We start from the raw sequence: 22145 nt of genomic DNA on the forward strand, positions 1-22145 counted from the left end.
TGTCATTTAATCTGTACAGAGAAGATAAATAAATAGCTTCAGTTTCATGATAGGGGGGCTGGCGGAGTTTGTCAAGCAAGTTTTTTCGTTTCTGCGGGCTACTTTCCGACACCAGTGGTGTTAAGTATTCGTACAGTTATTGGTGTTATCAAGATACTCCCTAATCTTCTTCAAATCCTCCCAGGCTAAACGTTTTTGTGCCGGTTGGCGAAGTAGGTAAGCTGGATGAAATATAGCGGCTGTGGTGATTGAATTGGACAAATATTGGTTAGTGTACGTATGAAATCTACCACGCAAATTCGATATAGTTTTTGTGCTGTCAAGAAGGCTATAACATGCGATTCCCCCGACTAAAATTAGAATTTGCGGTGAAACCAGTGCAACATGCTTCTCAACAAATGGTCTGCACATATCAAGCTCTAGGTCGGTTGGCTTTCTATTGCCAGGTGGGCGCCAAAATACAGTATTGCTTATGTATACCTTAGTGCGATCAAGATTGATTGCATTTAACATTTTATCGAGCAACATTCCACTTGCACCACAAAATGGTATGCCTTGAAGGTCTTCATTTGCCCCTGGAGCTTCACCAACGAGCATAATTTTTGCGTTTGGATTACCATCGGAAAAGACAGTATTAGTTGCAGTTTTTTTTATCTCACAACCTTCAAATGACTTCACTGCACTTCTTAATTCATCCACACTACCACATTTACCTGCAAGTTTCCTTGCTTCAATTATCCAATCACTTGGAAACATGTCTTTTCCATCTTTAGTGTCACCCCAGCGCGTATCTGCATCTTTCTTCTGGGTCCCAGTTTGGATAACAGAGGGTTGCACACCCTCTTTGCTCTCCAACTTTTTTTCCTCTTCACCCTCTGTTAGTGTGCAATCAACACCAACTTCATGATAAAATTTTAGTAATTCTAGATCATCCTTACTCATATTGCTTTTTAATCTTCTGTGCTTTTGTCATGGACATATCATACTTTAATTTAGATAGATGTCTAATATATAATATACCATTTAAGTGATCTAATTCATGCTGAATACACCTTGCAAGCCAACCACTAGCTTTTAGCGTCTGTTCTTCGTTATTTAAGTCTCTGTATTTCACAGTTAAATACTTTGGACGCTTAATTTCATAGCTTTGCTCTGGAATTGAAAGGCACCCTTCCTTGAGAGTCACTTGTTCATCAGATAATTCCGTAATTTCTGGATTAATCATGCAAAATTTGCCAGTCGATTCATACCCTACTGGCTCGTCTTCAGCTCGAGAGAGCTGAATGTCCATAACAAAAACTCTCCTCAGCACTCCAACTTGCACTGCAGCAAGGCCAAGACCTTCTGCATCGTACACAGTTTCGAACATGTCGTTTACTAATTCTTTAATTTTATCGTTTATATCTGTTACTTCACTGGCACGTGTGATTAGTCTTTCATCAGGGGCAATTACAATTGGTAATATGGACATAAAATGGACATAAAAATTATAATTCTATGTTTTGCTTTTCCTTTTGTCCAGAATTTAGTGTATATTAAAATGTTGCTATATCTATAATAGAAATATAAATTATTAAAGAAAGCTACAATTTAAATGAAATTGCGTAATAAGGTTAACTAATGTACTCTGCAGTAATAGCAAAACCAAAGAGAAACGTTTTTGCTGTTTTAGACATAGGTACAACAAAGATTATTTGTCTAATCGTTAAAATAAATGGCAACTTCAGCTATAAAGTAACAGGAACGGGCTATAAGATTGCAGAAGGTGTAAACGGTGGGTCGATAACTAATGTAAAACACGCAAATTACTCCATCTCATCAACTATAGGTTTAGCTGAGCAAGTGTCAGAGGAAACTATAGACCAGATATATGTGAGCATTGCTGGATGTGGCATCTCATCTTTCAATGTACATAATGAAATTATTGCAGCTAATCATGAAATTTCTGACCGGGATATAAAACGTGTAGTTTTTCAGACGTTTGAGAAATATATTGAAGAAAATGTTATCATTCACAATATACCACTGAAATATCACTTAGATGACATGACTGACATAAAAGAAGTTGGTGGATTGTACGGAAAAAGACTATCTGCTGATGTTAATGTTGTCACTGCTTCGCGTCCAGCGCTTACCAATATTGAAAACTGTATTACCAATAATGGTGGATTAAATATGGCAGGTTGTATTGCTTCTGCATATTCTGCAGGTCTTGCCTGTCTGAGTGAAGATGAAAAAGAGCTCGGGACTGCTATTGTTGATATAGGCGGTGGGTGCACTGCAATTGGAATTTTCAAAAGAGGGAAACTTGTTTATGCAAGCAGCGTTCCAATTGGTGGCGTTCATATCACTCGAGATATTGCTTACGGGCTATGCACAAGCATAGAACGTGCAGAGTATATAAAAATACTGTATGGTAGCACTATCGTAACTTCAATAGATGAGAACGAATATATTACAGTCCAAAATAGTGAAAATGATGAACCTACTCAAGTATTCAAATCTGAGCTTATTAACATCATAAGACCAAGAGTTGAAGAAATACTTGAAATGGTAAGAGAGCAATTTCAAGAGCAGAAAGATCCAATCAATAAAGTAGTGATCACAGGCGGAACTAGTCAACTCACAAGCATGAAGGAAATCGCAGGCTATATATTCAATAAACAAGTTCGAATTGGGTCCCCTGAATCTCTCAGTGGCCTTGATGGCGAATATGATAAAAATCCTGTGTTTTCTGCTGCTATAGGTTCTATAAAGCTAATAGTTGACACTTTTTATAAAAATAATTCTGGTATGTTAGGACAAGATGGTAAAATGAGTAAATTGTATAATTGGGTTAAATCAAAAGTTACAGTTTAATTTTACTGAATGAAATTCTTATATCTATCAAAGGAAACATTATGAATAAAAAACATTGTTTCAAAATTAATAAATTGGTTCGTGATCATACAACTGAAATTATACGTTCCCACGGAATTATTGTTTATGAGAGGGTGATGGAAAAAGATGAATACATTGAATGTCTCAAAGATAAACTTTTAGAAGAAGCAAAGGAAGTTATTGCCTCTAAAACTCCAGATAAAAATCTTGAAGAGTTAGCCGATTTACTTGAGGTCATACATGCATTAGGCAAAGAAAGTGGATTATCAATAGAACAAATTGAAGAAAAGCGTATCTCTAAAAAACAAGAGAGAGGTGGTTTTGAGAATCGTATCTACAATACTTACATTGAGGTAAATTCTAAGAGCATCGATTACTATCACAAAAAACTTTCAGATTATCCTGAGATAGTAGTTGTATAGTTCAGATTATTAAATAGACTTCTTGCTTGACCACTTGTCATACAAATGACTTGACACTAGGATCCATAGGACTTATTTTTATAATATGTAAAGTTATTATGTTTATGTACTTGCGAGTAAGCGTACCAATTACAATAAGACATGGAAAATATGAACATAACTATACACTCACAAGAAGATTTTGAATTTATGCGCAAGGCTGGCAGGCTTGCTGCTGAAACTCTTGATTTCATTGCACCGTACGTAAAGGTAGGGGTGACAACTAATGAATTAAATGATCTATGCCATGACTTTATAATTAATGCAGGTGCAATTCCAGCACCACTAAACTATAGGGGGTATCCAAAATCGATTTGCACTTCAAAAAATGCAGTTGTGTGCCATGGTGTTCCCGATGATAAACCACTTAAAGATGGAGATATTTTAAATATTGATGTCACGGTGATTTTAAATGGCTGGCATGGTGATACAAGTCGCATGTTTTGGGTTGGCAAGCCATCAATAAAAGCAAAACGCTTGTGTGACGCTACTTATCATGCATTGATGGAAGCAATCAAACAAGTTAAGCCCGGCAATAAGTTAAATGAAATAGGGCTTGCTATAGAGAAATATATTAGAGATTTTGGATATTCTATCGTACGCAGCTACTGCGGACATGGTATAGGAAAAGTCTTTCATGCTCCACCAAATGTAGTGCATTTCTATGATCAAGATGAAAATCTCGTCTTGAAGGAAGGTATGTTCTTTACAATAGAGCCAATGATTAATGCTGGAAAACATGAGACTCTGCTCAGTAAACTCGATGACTGGACAGTGACAACACGCGATCTTTCACTTTCTGCTCAATTTGAACATACGCTCGGAGTAACAAAAGATGGTGCTGAAATATTCACATTATCACCTCAAAATTGGCACTTCCCGCCATATAATTAGATTTTTTTGAACTCTGCAACTATTTGGATCTTGAAGAAAGCTCACCCTTAATTTGCGATATAGCAACTAGCCCAATTAATGCACAGAAAATCATGTAAAAACTAGCTGAAGTCTCTTGTCCTGTAACTTTGATAATTGTTGTGCATATAAATGGTGCAAGACCACCAAAAAATCCAGCAGCTATATTTCTTGACAAACCAAATCCGCTATACCGAACCTTTGTTGGAAATAATTCACACATAAATGCACTGACAGGGCCAAGCGATGCAGCTATTGGAATTATAAAAAGGATATGTGCCAGCAAGTAATTGCCACTACATAACATTGAAAAAACTGGATAACTCACTATTACAAAAGCTATAAATGCAAACTTCATAACTTTTTCTCTTCCTACCTTATCAGAAAGTATTGCAAACAATACTGTCAATCCTCCGAGCGCAATTTGACTCAGTATTTCCACTATATGATTAAAATGAGTATTTACTGTTAATATTTTATTCGTAAGCACATTGAAAAATACCAAATATATATAGAGAGACGCATTTTCAACCAAGTCAATACCTATTGATATTAGAACAGGCTTTTTGTAATTGTTTAATAACTCTTTTAATGGCAATTTAGATGGATTTTTCTGTCTTTTATACTCTGGGCTTTCATCAAGTATATATCTCATATATATGCTAATTAATCCCATTGCTAAACTGAAAATGAAAGGTAATCTCCACCCCCAAGATTCAAAATCAGATACTTTTTTGCATATGAGTACCGCTATCAAGCTTAATACTGAACCAAAAATTGCGCTTAATACTTCAATGCTGCCAAAAAATCCTTTTTTGTTTTTAGGAGCATGTTCTATTAAAAATGGTGCATTTCCTGCTTCTCCTCCAAGAGATATACCCTGCAATAATCTTAAACACACTACCAGCATTGACGCTAGTATTCCAATGCTTTGATAACCTGGAACAAAAGCAATTAATACGGTTGATAAAGTCATTAATATAATCGAGAGCAATAAGGCAACTCTTCTGCCATGTTTATCACCAATGTGACCAAATATAGCAGCACCGACTGGTCTCATTAAGAAACCCACTGCAAACACTCCAAAAGCCTTCAATACGCTGGTTAGTTGATCATCCGATGGAAAAAACACACCACCTATTATGTTTATTAAGTGGCCAAAAAGCATGTGGTCATACCACAATAAAGTGTTACAAATCAAACTTGAAAATATTACTTTTGTTATTTGCTGCATAATTTCCCTATAGCCTGTTTGATCTTATATATAAAAAAAAATGTGAACGTTATGTGAATATTATATTAACAATATTAAACCTTAATTTTAATATTATTGCTCATATATTCCGATAAGATACCATATTTTGGCAAGAAAATCTATGTACATAAATAAAATTGATGTGAAGAGTAGAGTAGAGTAGGATATCTACACCAACTGTACTTAAATTTTTTGATATGACACACACTCCAGTTTTGTTAAAAGAGATGCTATCACTACTATCACCGCAGGATGGTGGCATATACGTGGATGCCACATTTGGAGCTGGAGGGTATAGCAAAGCAATATTGGAGTCAGCTGATTGCAAAGTATATGCAATTGATAGAGATGAAACGGTAACTAAGTTTTATGATGATTTAAGCGTTAGATATCCAGATAGAATAAAACTATTCATTGAGAAGTTTAGTAATATTAAAAGTATACTAAGCAGCGTTGAGCCATCTCCTGTCATCCCAGCACTTGATACTGGAAAAAATAACTGGTCACGCGCTGGAATGACATCAAACGGAGTGGATGGAGTGGTCTTTGACATCGGAGTTTCATCTATGCAGCTTGATAACGGAGATAGAGGGTTCTCATTTTTACATGATGGTCCACTCGATATGAGCATGGATAACTCTTCTTATATAAACGCTTCAACGTTTGTTAACGCTTTACGCGAAGAAGAAATCGCAAATACTATATATAACTACGGAGGCGAACGTCATTCTCGCAAAATTGCAAGAGCAATAATAAATGCACGGAAGAAGAAAACTATCAAAACTACATTTGAGCTTGCGGATATTGTACGTTCCGTGGTATTTCGTGGAAAAAGCAAAATTGATCCTGCAACCAGAACATTTCAGGCAATCAGAATATGGGTAAACGATGAGCTGGGAGAACTTGAAAAGGGTATTAAAGCTGCATCTGAGATTTTAAGTGAGAATGGCAAATTAATTGTCGTCACCTTTCATTCCTTAGAAGATCGTATAGTCAAAACTTTTTTTAAAGATTTATGTGCTACTGATTGCAAGACATTCTCTCTGCTAAATAAAAAAGTGATCGAAGCAAGTATAGAAGAAGTAAGTGCAAATCCGCGTTCACGCTCAGCAAAACTAAGAGCTATACAGAGGTTGTCGTGAGAACTTTCTGCATCATCTCAATAGTTATGTTTTTTCTTAGCATTGTAGGACTATTTAAGGCAAAATTACATGTTCAGTCGTTAAATAGAGAGCTAATAAAAATAAAAAGTGAAATTAATTTAGTACAAAGTGATATAAAAGTTTTACAAGCAGAGTGGAGCTATTTGAATAATCCAAAAAGACTTGCAAGTCTTGTAAAGAAATACCTGAAAAATAACTCTTTAATACTGGCTAGCCAGGTTAAAAATCTTGACTCTTTAAATGGCCGCAGTGTGCTAGCACAACTTAAAATCCATGATCAACAGTGAGATTAAGTCTTATTTTTTACAGATGAGCACATCACAATAAAACTTACTTTGTATCCGTTCAGGATAGCGGCAAGGTAGTATAACCATAGAGTAAAAGTGAGTTTACAACAAATGGTGTCATCCCAGTGCTTGACACTGGGATCCAGCCTTTCCATAATCATCAAAAACATTGTATTTTAACGTAAAACAGCTATTTTTATGCTTACCAACTTAATAAAATTCCTGGATCCCAGTGTCTGGGCGCTGGGATGACAAAGGAGAGCAGTGTCAGCTACTTGCATAACACCATTTGTTGTGCAACTTACTTTAGTATGAAATTGCTTGCGTAAGATTTTGGCAGCCTCTTAACATTTTTTGGCATTTCAATTACGTATTTAACGTTACGTTTTTTTGCGTAGAATACTGCTTTTTCAAGAGAATCAAACTTTAATACAATCTGTTTTTTTGGATCTTTTGAGCCAACCCACCCCATTAAAGGTTCAATGTAGTAAGAACCAGATTCAATTTTCAGGTGCCAGAGATTTGTATTACCTAAACCAGATTGTGTTGCAGTTTTTGTTGGTTTATAAATCCTAAAAACTACTTTATCATCAATGCCCATAGTTCTTGTTAAATAAGCTTAAATATATATCTAAATAAATCCTTTCACAAACAATTAGTATGAAAGAATGAAGTTTGAAATAAATATTTTTATGTTATATTATTATTAAATTATATTAAAAGGATTAGCTGAATAGGAGTAACCGATGACGCAACAGGAAATAGTAACAATTAATGCAGAGTTACGTGATATAACAAAAACAAAAGCGATGCATTCTCTAAGGAAGAAAGGAAACATCCCTGGAATCATATATGGAAAGGGCCATGATAATGTAAATTTGACATTGTCTGCAAAGGAATTCACAAAGCAATATAAGTCAGGCTCTCTTTCTGCACATTTGATAGAGCTGAATATTTCGGGCAAAAAGGAATATGCTCTTGTTCGCGATATCCAATTGCATGTAGTAAAGGATACTGTGCAACATGTTGATTTTCAGTTTGTTGATAAAGGCAGCGAAATTAAAATAGACATACCTCTATCATTTGTGAATGAAAGTAAAGCTCCAGGAATCAAATTAGGTGGAGTGCTTAATGTTTTGTGTCGTTCTATTGCTGTTAAATGCTCTCCTGATAAAATACCTCAGGTTATTGAAGTTGATTTATCCGGTAAAATGATTGGCCAGTCTATACATATTAATGATGTAAAATTACCAGAAGGTGTTAAGTTTGTAGCTCATGAAGAAGAAAATTTTACCATTGTTACAATTTCTGCTGCCGATAGTGACGTTGAAGAACCTCAAGCAGAAACAGAGGAATAGTGCACCTGATAGTTGGGCTTGGTAACCCTGGTGGTCAATATGAGTTAACTTATCATAATATCGGCTTCATCGTAGTTGATACAATTTGCAAATATTGGAATTTCCAGTCGTTCTCTAAAAAAGCCGATTATCTAATAACCTCTGGCATAATTAATGATAATAAAATCATGTTAATAAAGCCTTATTCATTTATGAATAATTCAGGCATCCCTGTTGCAAAAATACGAAACTTTTACAAATTATCGCTAGATAATATTGTTGTCATACACGATGACGCTGATTTGGAACTTGGAAGAATAAAAATAAAGAAAGGTGGTAGCTCTGCTGGACATAATGGACTTAAATCCATAGATAGTTTTATTGGCAACGATTATTGGCGCTTGAGATTTGGAGTGGGTAGACCTGAAGATCAAAGAAGCTTAGCAGATTATGTGTTATCAAAATTTTCAAATTTTGATAATGTTACTCCCTTAGTGGAAAAAATAGCAAAAAATATACACTTAATGCTGCAAGGAGATAATACAGCTTTTATCAATTTGATTGTATAATATTACGAAACACAGGGAGTGTTAAATAAACCATACGCGTCAAGTTAAGAAGAAGTGGGTAAAGTTGGTGTAAAGAAAAGAAAAAGAAGATATAAGTTCTCTTCAATTTAACAAACAAAATGGAGAACTTATACAATGAAAAGAATAATTTGCATCTCAAAAAAGCTCAAAGAATTTTTTAATGAAAAAGCAGATAAAATCTCAGCTACAACAGGATTCATAAAAAGAAAGAGGAAGCTAAAAGGCTCATCGTTCGTAAAAGCCATAGTCTTGGGTAATATAGGGGTTGATAATTGTAGTATAGAGACAATATGTCAATTATTGAATGAAGATTCGATAAATATAACAAAACAAGGTCTGGACTTTAGATTTACCAAGGAAGCAGTGGAATTCATGAAAAGAATGTATAATGAATCTTTAATGTTACTTAAAAACACCTTGCAAGTTGATTGCAGAATCTTGAAGCACTTTAGAAGTGTTAAGTTATTAGACAGCAGCTATATTAGCTTACCTAACAGTATGGAAGACATGTATAAAGGTTATGGTACCAGCTACAGTGGTTATGAAAGCAATACTAAATCTGGAATAAAGTTACAATTAGTTTTTGACTACCTAAACCAGACATTAGACCAGCTTAATATAACTGAGGGAATAAGGTCAGATCAGGGGTATAGAAGACATTTAAGCAATATATCGAGCAACGATTTACTAATATCTGATTTGGGTTATTTTGTGCCAAGTTCTTTTAAACAAATCAATGAAGCTGGAGCTTATTTTATAAGTCGTTGATACCAACATATATGGTATAGAAACAAATCAAAAAATAGAGTTATTAGAATGTTTAGAGGATAAATTGTTTCTAGAAAATGAGGTGCTGTTAGGAAAAGAAATAAAAGTTAAAGTGAGAATTATATGTCAAAAGCTAACTGAATATGGCCAGGAGAAGGAAGGCTAATAGATTAGCAAAATCACATATCTTCTAAAAAGAATAAAAAGTTATTGAATTGGTCAATATTTATAACTAATGTTCCAAAGAGTAAAATTAGTGCTGAACAAGTATTAACAATTTACAGAGTAAGATGGCAAATTGAATTATTATTTAAATTATATGAGAGCCATATAAAACTTGATAAACTGAAAGGAAAGCCATATAGGGTATTATGAGAAGAGCTATACTCAGTTACAATTGGCTTAATTTCTGGTAATTCTACCTTTTGATGAACAATTTCATCTTCTAAAACAACCTTACTTCCACACATACAAATCTTATCAATTGTGCAGCTCACTACCTCGTCTGCATCCATTAATTCACGCTTATGCGCCTTATGTCCTGGCTGACCTCCTGGGTTTTTATCACTCTTCTTTTTTCCTTTCTTACGATATATATCTCGTGATGGTAGCAGCGATGAATTTTGTGAATTTAAGCCCAATTTGTCTTCTAATTCAATTATTTTTGCTTTCAGGCTATCATTTTCTTTAATCAGCGCTTTTATTTCTTCCTTGAGATTACCGTTTTCTGCTACAATTTCCTTTTGCAGCACTGTTGTCATTTACCCATTCCATATTTAACTTCCTATTTCTTTACACTTTTATATTTACTTTGTAAACCAGCTTATCTCCGTGAACGGTTACCGGGTTAGAGAGTTATTTTTAGTATTAACCAAAATTAATAGTTTAAAAGCATTTCTTAAAAAACTCACTATAACTTGGTCGCAATTTTCATTAAAAGACAAACGTAGAAGGGCTAGAGTATCCACTTTAACCTCTCTAAATTTGCTCACAATCTCTTAACTTGACGCGTATGATCTACTACACAGGCTCTCGGCTGCTCATTCCTTCCTATTTTTCTTCTACTATATTTTGTAATTTCATAATTCATTTTCTCAAAAATTCCCTGCTTCTTCCATTGCCTGAACTGCTCATACACAGTCTTCCATAGCGGAAAATCATTTGGTAAATATCGCCATTGACACCCTGTACGCAATACATAGAAAATTGCTTCTAATATTTCTCTTTTGCTATACTTTGGCGGCCTTCCTCCTTTCTTGTATGATACTCTGAAGTGTTTTTCTATTCTTGCCCATTCCCTTTCGCTTAGATCTGTTGGATACTTTTTTCTCATCTTTACCACGTACTAAAATTTCAGATATTATAGCCTTTTACTAATTTCCGGACAATCTCTAATTCCTATATCAAACCTTTCTTTACTAGATTATATAGTCAATATAAAAAGCCATATAAAATTGCTTCCACTGCTGCCATGAGGAAATTGCTTATTCTTGCTAACTCTTTAGTCAGAGATGACAGGGTTTTTACTGAGGAATATAACTCTCTGTCTGTTTCTATCTAAGAGCCAGCATAGCTGTGGATAAGCACGTTTATACAGATAAAAGTACTTATCCACAGCTACATCAATTTTTCTATTGACTTTTAACACAACTGCTGAACAGATACATTCGTCATCCCGCTACGTGTTAGCGGCCAAGATACCGCGGCGGTATGACGTGGGAAACCTGACTTGCATTAGCTATAAAATAGTGATTTATATAAATCCCATAGCATGCCGAATGAAGCGTTTTTTGAGGAAATTTGAATTTTCAACTGCAATCAAGCCAAGATTTCTTAGTGCTTTAGCGCAGAATATTCTGTTGGAAAACATTCTATTTAATCCATCAGTTGCAAGCGCCATTGTAAAATTATCAAAGTATCTGTTACGTGAAATTTTCTTTAATAAATAACTACTGCCAACATCAGTACCAGCCGCTTTTGCAGCAACTACGTGCTTTATAACACTTTCTACATCTCTAATTCCAAGATTAAGCCCTTGACCTGCAACTGGATGAATTGAATGTGCTGCATCGCCGATAAGCAAAACTCTACCCTTATATAACTTTTTTGCGAAAGCAAAACTTAAAGGATAAAGTTTTCTTTCACCCTCTAATTTTATCTCTCCTAAATAAGAACCAAATCTTTTTTTAAGCTCTATAATAAATTCTTCTTCAGACAGATCCATTAGCATTTTTGAAATTTCAGATTTTTCTGTCCAAACTATCGAAGAAGTATAGCCACTCTTCATCGGTAGAATTGCAAATGGACCGCCAGGGAAAAAACGCTCCACAGCTAAGTTTTGGTGATGCAGTTCATGCTTTACATTAAATACTATGCTACTTTGTTTATAGTCAAATTTCACTGTCGGTATAGAAAATAACTCTGGTAATTTAGAGTTTTTGCCTTCAGCGCAGATAAGTAGCGATGATATTAATTCCTGGTTGTTATCAAGAATAACTTCCACATATCCTGAATCACAAGCAATTGTTTTATAGGAATGTAGAGAGTATATATTTAGTTTATTCAGAAAATTATTGTTGATTGCATTCCATATAGTAGCATTGTTAATAACATAACCCATTGGCTCTTCGCTAACCATTTTATGATTGTAATGCACAGTAATTGGGCTATCTCCATCTAATACGCATATATCAAGTATAGGTTCAGCTTCACTCTCCACAAACTGCCAAATCCCTAACTTTTCCAATATTTTTTTCGAGCCTTGAGAAACAGCAAATGCTCGATTGTCATCAATTACACGTGGTAGACTATTTTTTTCAATCACAGCTACAGAGTTACAACTGAGGCCAATTGCAGTAATAAGACCAAGCAACCCACCACCTGAAATGATTACATCATAATTCATTTTATTTATCTAAAATTATATTCTATCTATTTTAAAAATAGTTTAAACAAACTTTATATATAAATTAAATTTTTTAGATCCCAGTGTCAGCTACTTGGATGACATCTAAAGACACTCCACCTTGTCATTCCAGCACGTAACGAACAACTGTACGAACATTTTGCGAAGGCAGTGTGTTAAATGCTATGGCCGGTTTTGCCTCAAACATAATTTTTCATGTAAGTAATGGTTATGCAAGCAGTCTATTTTGTAACTAACAAAAGAGGACTTTGATTCGCATGTTTCTCACGCTTATTCTATTGTTTAACTATACTTTGAGCAATGTCTTCATAAATCTCTGCCAAATCTTCACTTAGCATTAAAGGATTTCCACAATCAGAAGCATGGCATATTTGTGGATTCAGAGGAATTCTGCCTAGGAGTTTGATGCCCAGCTCCTCAGACATTTTTTTTGCACCGTCTTTTCCAAATATGTATATTTTTGAGCCGCTTTGAATGAAATAACTCATATTTTCTACAATGCCAATAACCGGTACGCTGAGCTTTGTAAACATATCATAAATTTTGCAAGCATCGATTAAAGAGAGCTCCTGTGGAGTTGAAACTATTATCGCCCCAGTTAAGTTAAAATTTTCCATAAGACTTAAATGCACATCGCCAGTTCCAGGTGGTGTATCAATTATCAAATACTCTATATCGGACCATTTTGTTCCCATTAGCAGACTATAAAGTGCTTTTGTAATCATAGGTCCGCGCCATATTGCTGCACGATCTTTATCGATAAAATAGCCAATTGAAATAGTATGCAGTCCATACTTTTCTATAGGCATTGCTTTACTATCCTGTATTTCTGGCTTTAATTTTTCAGCGCCAAGCATTTTAGGAATTGAAGGACCATATATATCTGCATCAACCAGCGCAACTTTATGTTTCAACTTTGCTAATGAGAGAGCAAGATTTAGCGCAACTGTGGACTTGCCCACACCGCCTTTACCAGAAGCTACAACGATTATATTTTTCACTCCTTCGATATGTAATTTAGCTTTTTGTTGCCCAGTTTGTTTTTGACCAGTAGCAACCACGGTCACTTTTGTCACCCCCGGTATAGCTTTAACAGCTTGCTCACAATTTTTTCTTAATTCTTCATTTGCTTGCGTGTTACCGGCAACTTCAAGCACAAAACTAACATCTTGACCTTTAATAATAATTGAGGATATTATGCCAAGAGCGATCACATCTTTACCGCCTTTTTGCTCTATGACTTTTTTTAAGTTCTCTCTTACAATTTTTTCGTTGATCATTAGCCTTTTAGGTGATTTCTTCCTGAAGTCGTTTAATCTCAGCTTGAGGAAGGCCGGTTGTCTGAGAGATAATATCAATAGAGATGTCAGCCTTAAGTAGGTTTTTTGCTACTTCAATCTTTCCTTCAATCTTTCCCTCATCAAGTTTTTGAGCGAGGATGCCTTCTTCTTTCCGTAGATCCATTATTCTTTCTTCATATGCTACTAAATCTTTTTCATTCCAGCTAAACCTGTGTAATTCATCGTAGGCTAACTTTATTATTGGTGCTTTTTCTGCTATTTTCCTTAAGTCTTCTTCCGTAGTTTCATCTGCATATTGTTGTCTAAGTGAAGAAGGTCGCCCCTCCTCACTCGACTTCAAAACCGTACGTGAGACTTTGCGCCTCATACGGCTTCTCTCCAATTTGGTGCTTTTCATGCACACTTCCTGTGTAATTCATCGTGACAATGTCCATGTAACAAAGATAAGTTTTTGATCATATTGTTTCGTCTATTCCGGTCTTTGTGATGTATTTCTATTGTATCATCACTTTTAAACCATAGTCTACAATTATCACATTTACTTTGTTGTAACTTCAATAGTTTTATTACTCTTAATGGCTTATCTGGTATCAACTATGTTTTTTAAAAATTTTTTTATTTGTGTAATTTTGCAAATTATATGGGCAATAAAAACCCGTTTGTCATAGAAATAGAATTTTATATCAAACAGCTACCACAGCAATTTCTGCTTAAGCTAATGAATATGTGCTTTAAGTCTGTGTGGACGCACATATTCATTAGCCGATTTCAGTTACCGTTGTGAAGATTTTTAAGTATGCAAATTAATTGCTTCTTTAAGTCTTGTATTAGCAATTACTATAATTTTAAGCATTAGGGCTGTTATAGCCACCATCTTCTTCTTACCACTTTCAACAAGCTTAGAATAAAAGGCGCCAAGTATAGATTTTGACCTTGTAGCAGCCATAGCGGCTGTAAAGAGCTTTGAACGAACGTTACTTCTACCACCTGTAATCCTTCGGTAACCAACAGCTTTACCACTTTCTTTTGGATGCGGTGCAACTCCGGCAAGACTTGCTACTTCTTTTCTGTTTAAGTAACCAAGCTCTGGCATTAAACACAAAAAATCTTGTGATAACTTTTTACCTATTCCAGGAACTGTTTTAAGAATTTTTTGGCGTTGTTGTAATTCGCGGCTTTCATCAATAATCTTTTGTATAGTATCATTGAGTTCGTTTATTTGACTATCGAAAAACTCAATGGTCTTTTGACAGCTTTCTTTTATATGATCATTTTCCGGTGCTTCAAGTCTGCATTTTTCTTGAGTTCTCATTTGCGTAATATCATCACGACGTTGACAAAGTGCAGCCAAAGTTGATTGTTCTGTAGAGGTAGGTACAAATAGAGAGATAGTTCTATGGCGTTCAAATCCATATTGAGCAAGAGCTCTTGCATCTGATCTATCAGACTTTGCTAAAGTTCCGTGAGATAAAATAAAGCTTTTTACTTTACGAGTATTAGCTCGATGCACGGCAATATTTTTGTCGGTAAGAAAATGTGATAAGCCAAGCTCATATTTCCCTGTATTTTCTAAAGTCACTAAAGCATTAGGTAGAATATCTGAAAACTCTTGAAATAATTGTTGCCAACCAGAAGCATTATTATCAAATTCGACAGCATTCTTCTGTTTGTGAATTGCAACGACATTTTTAAATTTTCCGATGTCAATGCCAATAAAATTTTGATAAGATGTAACCATAATAAACCTCGATAGTTTTAGTTAATTTAAGATTGTAAACGGGTGCATATATATGTCCCAAGCAACTATTCAAACGTATCGAGAGATAGGGCTAGCGTACCTTGATACCAACGGTTGTAATACCAATTTCCTTTCGGTCGCGCACGCCCGTGATAGCCCTATTCCTAGTGAGCAGGGTTATCTTTCTCTCTTATCTCTTTTATATCACGTTTTTAACTTACAATTTTTCTCAGACGTTTACCCCAATATACCCAATCACCATCATATGGAGATCTGGTTTTTTGCACTTTGATATGTCGTTTAATATCATGATCGCTGTGTATAATAAGATGTATCTTGTTACTTGTCATAAAATGCCAGTTATCGTTATTATACTTTTTAAAGTATTTTCTTTTTATCCAGCATTTCCCTTTGTTTGGGTGCCTAAAGACTGCCCACTTCCAGAGCTTTCTATGTATAGTATTATCCAATGAGCTAAAGATTTTACATGAAACTACCGAAGAGTAATATTGATTCCATCCTCTGTTTATTGGATTGAGATTCCTTATTATTACTTCCTGTGGCGCTCCACGCATTTCTCTAAGTTTATGTTTAATAGCAAATGTATGCTGCTTTATAGAATTACGACTTGGTTTTATTAATAATGTGTAACCTTTTTTACTTTCTTTTGTTGGATATTGTCTTATTGAAAATCCAAGAAAATCAAATCCTGGTTTTGTTTCGTCAATGGTTCTTAATGTATGAGAAACTCTTGTTTTAGAGGGCTTTAATTTTAGTCCAATGGTTTCTAACCATTCTTCAACTAAAATTTTTGCTTTAAGAATAATCTCTTCATTTTCATGTATGATGACAAAATCATCACAGTAGAAAATTACACTAATAGACTTTTGCGCGTTTTTATGCGATATCCTACCATATTTTCTTTTCATGCATTGAAAGAGTTCGTTTGTTAATGCTTTTTTGATATGTTGCTCTAATCCGTGTAATGCAACACAAGCTAGGCTCTGTGGACAAAATTTTAGAGAAGCCATACAAGAGCTCCAACAAAATTGAGAAAACCCATAAAAACCTCAGCAGTTTTATCAAATCTGGAAAAAATGCGCCTAAAATTTTTAATTTTACCAAAAAAACACTCAATCAAATGACGTTCTTTGTAGATATGCTCATCGTAATACCTTTGCACTTTTCGATTCCGTTTTGGCGGAATAACTACTGTACATCCCTTGTCTTCAAGACTTGTAACAAAGGCATTGCTATCGTAGCCCTTGTCAGCTACTACAGTAGAGTTATAGATACTTTCGGTCAACACTTGTGCCTGCGTAATTTCATTTCTTTGACCAGGAGTCAGAGTAAATTTAAGTGGATTTCCAAGTGCATCGACAAGCGCATGTATTTTAGTTGTAAAGCCACCTTTGCTCCTCCCTAAAGCTTCTTGATCCTTGGAGTTTTTTGTATATCCAGATGAACATGGATGGGCTCGGATGATCGTACCGTCGATTATAGCAACTTCTAAATCAGGCTCTTGTTTAGTATATTCAAGCAATTTTTTCCAGACATCTCTTTCACACCATCTTTTAAATCGCTTATGTATACTCCTGTAATTACCATAAGTTTTTGGTAAAAGTCTCCATTGGCAACCACTTCGCACTATGTACCACACTGCCTCTATGAATATTCTTAAACGTTTTTCATTTTTGCTGTGCATTCCTTTTACGCTTTTTATGAACTCTAAAATTTGTTTCCAATTTTCCTCTTTGATGTAATATTGCATATGGTAGTTTCTCCATTTTTTACCTATTAGGCTAAACTACCATCTTTTTCTCTCTTTTCATATTTTTTGTCCACAGAGCCTAGCAACGGTGAGATCGTCCCTCCTTGAATTGTACCACGTTTTGTGGATTGAAACTTTCCATCTTCCATAACGCCTGCCCTTAACCATCTTCTTATGATTTTCTTTAATGTTGGTGTGGTTTTCAAGCAGTTTATTATGGTTAATATTGTCAAAACATCCAGAAATATCAGCATCTAATACATATGCTGTTTTCTGTTTTAGCACATCAAATATGGCTTCAATTGCATCATGACATGATCTACCAGGTCTAAAACCATAAGTGTTTGGCTCAAGTTTTGCCTCCCATTCTGGTTCTAAAGCCATTTTTACAAGTGTTTGTTTTGCTCGACACGATATAGTAGGTATACCAAGCGGGCGATGCTCCGATGGCTTACCAGGTTTTGGGATCCAGACGCGTCTTGATGGCTTTGCTTTTTCTTTTATATCTAAAGAATATGATAGTTGTAATCTTTCTTTTTGATTAAGATTAGCCTTTCCATCAATACCTGCAGTCTTCTTCCCCCTATTGTCCTGTGTTACTTTCCTAACAGCGAGTGTTTTTGCACTTGTTGATTTGAGCAATAATTTTTGAAGATTATGCATCTTTTTGATATCATTACATTTAGAAGCTTGGTAAATTCGTTTTTGTAGCTTAAATGAAGATTTCTTCAGCTTTCGCCAAGGAATTCCATTCCATTCATACCTAGCTTTTTGCTGGTCCATAACATATTCACTACTATTCACCACTTTACCTTCCAAATTAAAGTGTTTACGTCTGCATATCCCAGATATTACTTTGGGCATTAGCTTCTTAAACAATCCTTCCACATAGCAGCTTGTGGTTGGCTACCTACTTATATTTTAATGAATATAAGAGCTTTTATGTGGTTACTCCGTTCCATGGCTTCGTTTCACGTTAAACTTAGATTCCTACTATTTGCCGGAAGCTGGGAACATCAATAACTAAAGTCTTCAATCTTTAGTTCCACTTTTGCTTCATACCGTTTTGGTCTATGCGTAATTCAACCTCCTTTCGCATACTATGCTTTGACGACAATTCAAACATAGGTTCCTCTCGTAATCATATCTAACTCTGTTTGCAAGGATTCACCATGAGGTTTAGTGTTACCTGCTTTTATCTCATGCTTGCACCCCAAAGGTTGCCACCCTTTAAAATGTGAGATATACATTATCCCCGATGTCTAGGCTCTGTGGACAAAAAATATGAAAAGAGAGAAAAAGATGGTAGTTTAGCCTAATAGGTAAAAAATGGAGAAACTACCATATGCAATATTACATCAAAGAGGAAAATTGGAAACAAATTTTAGAGTTCATAAAAAGCGTAAAAGGAATGCACAGCAAAGATGAAAAACGTTTAAGAATATTCATAGAGGCAGTGTGGTACATAGTGCGAAGTGGTTGCCAATGGAGACTTTTACCAAAAACTTATGGTAATTACAGGAGTATACATAAGCGATTTAAAAGATGGTGTGAAAGAGATGTCTGGAAAAAATTGCTTGAATATACTAAACAAGAGCCTGATTTAGAAGTTGCTATAATCGACGGTACGATCATCCGAGGCCATCCATGTTCATCTGGATATACAAAAAACTCCAAGGATCAAGAAGCTTTAGGGAGGAGCAAAGGTGGCTTTACAACTAAAATACATGCGCTTGTCGATGCACTTGGAAATCCACTTAAATTTACTCTGACTCCTGGTCAAAGAAATGAAATTACGCAGGCACAAGTGTTGACCGAAAGTATCTATAACTCTACTGTAGTAGCTGACAAGGGCTACGATAGCAATGCCTTTGTTACAAGTCTTGAAGACAAGGGATGTACAGTAGTTATTCCGCCAAAACGGAATCGAAAAGTGCAAAGGTATTACGATGAGCATATCTACAAAGAACGTCATTTGATTGAGTGTTTTTTTGGTAAAATTAAAAATTTTAGGCGCATTTTTTCCAGATTTGATAAAACTGCTGAGGTTTTTATGGGTTTTCTCAATTTTGTTGGAGCTCTTGTATGGCTTCTCTAAAATTTTGTCCACAGAGCCTAGGGAAAGTGGAATTTAACCACCACAAAACCACGACTTTCAGGGTCGCACTAAAAAGATAAATCCATTTTTCAACAATATTTGAAAGCTGATCTTCTTTTGTCTTATTAAACTTTGGTAGCTCGATGAAAGTGCAACTAAAATCTTTGAGATCATGTTCATAGGTAATTTTATCAAAAGTAACGTGATCAGATTTGTAAGCCAGCTTGTTAGGAAATAAGATAAAATCGGCGATAGCAATAAAAATAACTCCTTTAAGATCTTGATCACCTTTGTGAGCTTGACTTGAATAAGCTTTAGCAGCATAGTATTGAGCGCGTTTCTCAAAACCTTTATCACGAGCAAACTGGTCAGGTAAGGAAGCAGTATTACTACTACTCCCTCCCTTAGAAACCTTACTATTACCCACAAATATGAGGTTCGTGAGCAAGTCGCCATCCTTCTGCTAGATCAAAGAGACGTCTCCACCCTTTCCAAAGAGTAATTGGTCCTGGTTTTGGGTCGCTTTTTCTTGCTAAATGACCTCCAAGTTCATGAAACAGCTTCTTTTATAGTAGGGGTTATATTTGGGTATGATTTTACTTTATGTATTTTGACGTATAAAACTTTCCATTCTTCTTCAGCTAATAATGTAGTACATGGTAGTGTTGCTTGCAATTGTTGTAATAAAGAAAATCCTCCAAGCAATAATACTCATGACTGTTAGATATCGCATTAATCTTTCTGCTGTTACCAGTCTACATTCTTCAACTTTAAGATCAGATTTTAAAATTTTATGTAAGACTTCTATTTTCCACCTAAGACAATACCAATTAACTTTTTCAATAGCTTCATCAAAAGTATTAACTGAAAGATTCGTTAAAAGCATCCACTCTAGTGGTGTTGATTCAGGAGGAGGATTTTTCTCAATAACTTGAACTACATAGAGTGGTAGGTCAGGTAGCTCTTCTTTATGTCTTAATCTTATATTGCCTCTATCAGGGTTCATAGTAAATTTTCCAAATCTAACTTCTAAAGATGCTATCCTTTTTGGCTTGTTATCTCTAGTCGGAATTTCAACTTCTACTTTTCCAGTACAAGGAACCCTTTCTATAAATTGCCATAATTTTTCTTCTCGAGAATACCTAGATGTTTTGTTTACGTTTCGGTTTCTACAAGCTCTTATCAAAACCGCTGAATTAAGACGGTAAGCAAGCTCAAAAAAATCATAAATATCTGCTTCTCTATCACATACCGTTATAGTTTCTGTTTGAGTTGAATCTATAATTTTATTTGTTTTCTTTAAACTTTCTAGCCACTTTATGCTTTCTTTATCTTCAATATTAACGTTTCTACAACGTCTTCTTTTTTCTAGCTCTTGGTCTTCTTTAGATATAGAGGGTCTCGAGTAAAGCTTTTGGTCTAGTATTCCTAATGTCAAGCCTTCTGTACTAATCGCAAAAGCTGTGTGCATCATAATACCTTTACTTTGTTTTTTTGAAACAACTGCCAATCCTCTTATTTTTTCATGTCCCGTATATGAAATGCAACTTGTATCCTGAATCACAAGAATCCTTTTATGAGTTTTTGTTCTTTCAACAGTTTTTGCAATATGCGATGTTAAAATATCACTTTCTTTTACATTCTCATTTTGAAAAAAACGATATGCTGCTTTTGCTTCTGACCAACTTCCACATGCTTGATTGATTGAACTTTCAGGTAAACTTATCAAACTATCAGCAATATTTACTAATCGGTCAGTTAATCTTTTATCTCCAAGTACAGCATCTCCAAATTCATTTTTAGCCCATTCATTACTCTCGTTTGCCATTTTTATACCCTCAATATTTGCAAACTCTAATATTGTAATACTTTATTTATAAGTACATTTATATTTGTGGGTAATAGTAAGATTTGATATGCTGCCAACACTTATGTTCAAATTAAAAATGTCATTTATGATACTAGCCACTTCACGCTTTGAGTTTTTGTAAAATCCGCTGAGTGCTGCAATTATAGACTTAACCCTTGGACCAAATGTATCTGGCGTAACACCTTCTGGTAACTTGCTACTTTTTCTTTTTCTGCATCTCCGACAACGACCATGTTCCAATTACTACATAAGGCCTAATTTCCGGAAGATCAACTTTTTGGTGAACATAAGGTTTTTCGCATATTACAAGCTCTCCTCCGCATTCGCAAATATTAGGCAACTCTATTTTTACTACTTTATCCGCTTCCATTGTGGCATGAAAATTTCCTTTATGCCCAACCTGATCGCCAACATTCCTTTCGCTTTTTGGCTTGTCCTTTTTTATTTTGTATAGCTCTTTTGAGCTGGGCAGGGATGAGTTTTTTGAATTTAAACCGAGCCTTTCCTTTAATTCAGCGTTCTCTATCTTTAAAGCTTTATTTTCTGCTTTTAAGTTTTCTATCTCTGCTTTCAGTTTTTCTATTTTTTGCTGTAAATTTTTGCAAAGTTCTAAAATGTTTACCACATTACCTCACTTTTGCTCTATGATTATCTTTTTAGATCACTTTGTCTACCTTATTCTACCACTCCGCTGAACGGATACAATTTACTAAACAGAAAAAAAGGCAAAAGAAACCCTAGGGTAGCTAGTTATTCACTATCCATTTTTTAAGTTGGCGTTTTTTAAT

The 22145-nt window shown here is 35.0% G+C and carries 19 protein-coding genes and 7 pseudogenes; 10 read left to right on the top strand and 16 right to left on the bottom strand.

The annotated features are described in order from the left end of the window. Positions 1–120 precede the first annotated feature (120 nt). Together OOK85_RS00640 and def are read right to left on the bottom strand one after the other, a co-directional pair. Positions 121–942 carry a uracil-DNA glycosylase gene (locus OOK85_RS00640; protein WP_264703374.1) on the bottom strand — a complete coding sequence of 274 codons (822 nt, stop codon included), beginning with the start codon at positions 940–942 and terminating at the stop codon, positions 121–123. After that, on the bottom strand, positions 935–1471 hold the full coding sequence (gene def, locus OOK85_RS00645) for a peptide deformylase (protein ID WP_264703376.1): 537 nt from the start codon (positions 1469–1471) through the stop codon (positions 935–937). Before def ends, OOK85_RS00640 begins: the two co-directional genes overlap by 8 nt. A gap of 149 nt (positions 1472–1620) precedes the next feature. On the opposite strand from def, the gene ftsA reads away from it, so the two are divergent. From ftsA to map, 3 genes are all read left to right on the top strand, one after another. Next, positions 1621–2859 carry a cell division protein FtsA gene (gene ftsA / locus OOK85_RS00650; protein WP_264703378.1) on the top strand — a complete coding sequence of 413 codons (1239 nt, stop codon included), beginning with the start codon at positions 1621–1623 and terminating at the stop codon, positions 2857–2859. A 41-nt stretch (positions 2860–2900) separates the two neighbouring features. Continuing rightward, positions 2901–3302: a nucleoside triphosphate pyrophosphohydrolase gene (locus OOK85_RS00655; protein WP_264703380.1), complete on the top strand. Its 402-nt coding sequence runs from the start codon at positions 2901–2903 to the stop codon at positions 3300–3302. 150 nt (positions 3303–3452) lie between these two features. After that, entirely contained in the window at positions 3453–4235 is a 783-nt protein-coding gene (gene map, locus OOK85_RS00660; protein WP_264703382.1) for a type I methionyl aminopeptidase, read from the top strand. A 19-nt stretch (positions 4236–4254) separates the two neighbouring features. On the opposite strand, the gene OOK85_RS00665 is transcribed toward map, so the two are convergent. Continuing rightward, entirely contained in the window at positions 4255–5487 is a 1233-nt protein-coding gene (locus tag OOK85_RS00665) for an MFS transporter (protein ID WP_264703384.1), read from the bottom strand. Positions 5488–5705: 218 nt separating this feature from the next. On the opposite strand from OOK85_RS00665, the gene rsmH reads away from it, so the two are divergent. Then, positions 5706–6650, top strand: coding sequence for a 16S rRNA (cytosine(1402)-N(4))-methyltransferase RsmH (rsmH, locus tag OOK85_RS00670; protein ID WP_264703386.1), 945 nt, complete (start codon positions 5706–5708; stop codon positions 6648–6650). 26 nt (positions 6651–6676) lie between these two features. Beyond that, positions 6677–6958 (top strand): cell division protein FtsL, encoded by a 282-nt coding sequence (gene ftsL, locus OOK85_RS00675; protein WP_264703388.1) that lies wholly within the window; start codon positions 6677–6679, stop codon positions 6956–6958. Positions 6959–7259: 301 nt separating this feature from the next. Here the strand turns inward: ftsL and OOK85_RS00680 are convergent, their stop codons facing one another. Next, a complete protein-coding gene (locus OOK85_RS00680; protein WP_253309377.1) occupies positions 7260–7559 on the bottom strand; it encodes an ETC complex I subunit in 300 nt (99 codons plus the stop codon). Between the two features lie 145 nt (positions 7560–7704). Between OOK85_RS00680 and OOK85_RS00685 the strand changes: the two genes are divergently transcribed. From OOK85_RS00685 to OOK85_RS00695, 3 genes and pseudogenes are all read left to right on the top strand, one after another. Continuing rightward, positions 7705–8316: a 50S ribosomal protein L25/general stress protein Ctc gene (locus OOK85_RS00685; RefSeq protein ID WP_010962412.1), complete on the top strand. Its 612-nt coding sequence runs from the start codon at positions 7705–7707 to the stop codon at positions 8314–8316. Further along, positions 8316–8864: an aminoacyl-tRNA hydrolase gene (gene pth, locus OOK85_RS00690; protein ID WP_065094970.1), complete on the top strand. Its 549-nt coding sequence runs from the start codon at positions 8316–8318 to the stop codon at positions 8862–8864. The genes OOK85_RS00685 and pth overlap by 1 nt, the downstream gene beginning before the upstream one ends. A 135-nt stretch (positions 8865–8999) precedes the next feature. Then, positions 9000–10025: pseudogene (locus OOK85_RS00695) on the top strand (IS4 family transposase); the annotation flags it as partial. On the opposite strand, the gene OOK85_RS00700 reads toward OOK85_RS00695, so the two are convergent. Beyond that, positions 9932–10414 (bottom strand): DUF6444 domain-containing protein, encoded by a 483-nt coding sequence (locus tag OOK85_RS00700; protein ID WP_264703392.1) that lies wholly within the window; start codon positions 10412–10414, stop codon positions 9932–9934. The pseudogene OOK85_RS00695 and the gene OOK85_RS00700 sit on opposite strands and share 94 nt — an antisense overlap. Before the next feature lie 82 nt (positions 10415–10496). On the opposite strand from OOK85_RS00700, the pseudogene OOK85_RS00705 reads away from it, so the two are divergent. Continuing rightward, positions 10497–10655, top strand: a pseudogene (locus OOK85_RS00705) (IS4 family transposase); the annotation flags it as partial. A gap of 13 nt (positions 10656–10668) precedes the next feature. Here the strand turns inward: OOK85_RS00705 and OOK85_RS00710 are convergent. The 8 genes and pseudogenes from OOK85_RS00710 to OOK85_RS00745 all read right to left on the bottom strand — a co-directional run. After that, positions 10669–10986 (bottom strand): annotated as a pseudogene (locus OOK85_RS00710) (transposase); the annotation flags it as partial. Positions 10987–11406: 420 nt separating this feature from the next. Next, positions 11407–12558, bottom strand: coding sequence for a 2-octaprenyl-6-methoxyphenyl hydroxylase (gene ubiH / locus OOK85_RS00715; RefSeq protein WP_264703394.1), 1152 nt, complete (start codon positions 12556–12558; stop codon positions 11407–11409). 296 nt (positions 12559–12854) lie between these two features. Then, positions 12855–13859: an Mrp/NBP35 family ATP-binding protein gene (locus tag OOK85_RS00720; protein ID WP_264703396.1), complete on the bottom strand. Its 1005-nt coding sequence runs from the start codon at positions 13857–13859 to the stop codon at positions 12855–12857. Positions 13860–13866: 7 nt separating this feature from the next. Further along, a pseudogene (locus tag OOK85_RS00725) lies at positions 13867–14178 on the bottom strand (nuclease/transposase family protein); the annotation flags it as partial. A 492-nt stretch (positions 14179–14670) separates the two neighbouring features. After that, complete coding sequence (locus OOK85_RS00730) at positions 14671–15618, bottom strand: IS110 family RNA-guided transposase (protein ID WP_264702207.1); 948 nt, start codon at positions 15616–15618, stop codon at positions 14671–14673. Between the two features lie 212 nt (positions 15619–15830). After that, positions 15831–16649 (bottom strand): group II intron maturase-specific domain-containing protein, encoded by an 819-nt coding sequence (locus OOK85_RS00735; protein ID WP_264703400.1) that lies wholly within the window; start codon positions 16647–16649, stop codon positions 15831–15833. Then, positions 16637–17389, bottom strand: a complete 753-nt coding sequence (locus OOK85_RS00740) for an IS5 family transposase (RefSeq protein ID WP_264702263.1) — start codon at positions 17387–17389, stop codon at positions 16637–16639. Before OOK85_RS00740 ends, OOK85_RS00735 begins: the two co-directional genes overlap by 13 nt. Before the next feature lie 57 nt (positions 17390–17446). Further along, positions 17447–18268 (bottom strand): reverse transcriptase N-terminal domain-containing protein, encoded by an 822-nt coding sequence (locus OOK85_RS00745; protein WP_264703403.1) that lies wholly within the window; start codon positions 18266–18268, stop codon positions 17447–17449. Positions 18269–18734: 466 nt separating this feature from the next. On the opposite strand from OOK85_RS00745, the gene OOK85_RS00750 reads away from it, so the two are divergent. Next, positions 18735–19487: an IS5 family transposase gene (locus OOK85_RS00750; protein ID WP_264702164.1), complete on the top strand. Its 753-nt coding sequence runs from the start codon at positions 18735–18737 to the stop codon at positions 19485–19487. 70 nt (positions 19488–19557) lie between these two features. On the opposite strand, the pseudogene OOK85_RS00755 reads toward OOK85_RS00750, so the two are convergent. The 3 pseudogenes from OOK85_RS00755 to OOK85_RS00765 all read right to left on the bottom strand — a co-directional run. Then, a pseudogene (locus OOK85_RS00755) lies at positions 19558–19854 on the bottom strand (PD-(D/E)XK nuclease family transposase); the annotation flags it as partial. A gap of 52 nt (positions 19855–19906) precedes the next feature. Further along, positions 19907–21315: pseudogene (locus OOK85_RS00760) on the bottom strand (IS4 family transposase). A gap of 54 nt (positions 21316–21369) precedes the next feature. Beyond that, positions 21370–21982: pseudogene (locus OOK85_RS00765) on the bottom strand (DUF6444 domain-containing protein); the annotation flags it as partial. Positions 21983–22145: the final 163 nt, after the last annotated feature.

This window comes from Wolbachia endosymbiont (group A) of Volucella inflata, from assembly GCF_947250665.1.
Lineage (GTDB): Bacteria > Pseudomonadota > Alphaproteobacteria > Rickettsiales > Anaplasmataceae > Wolbachia > Wolbachia pipientis.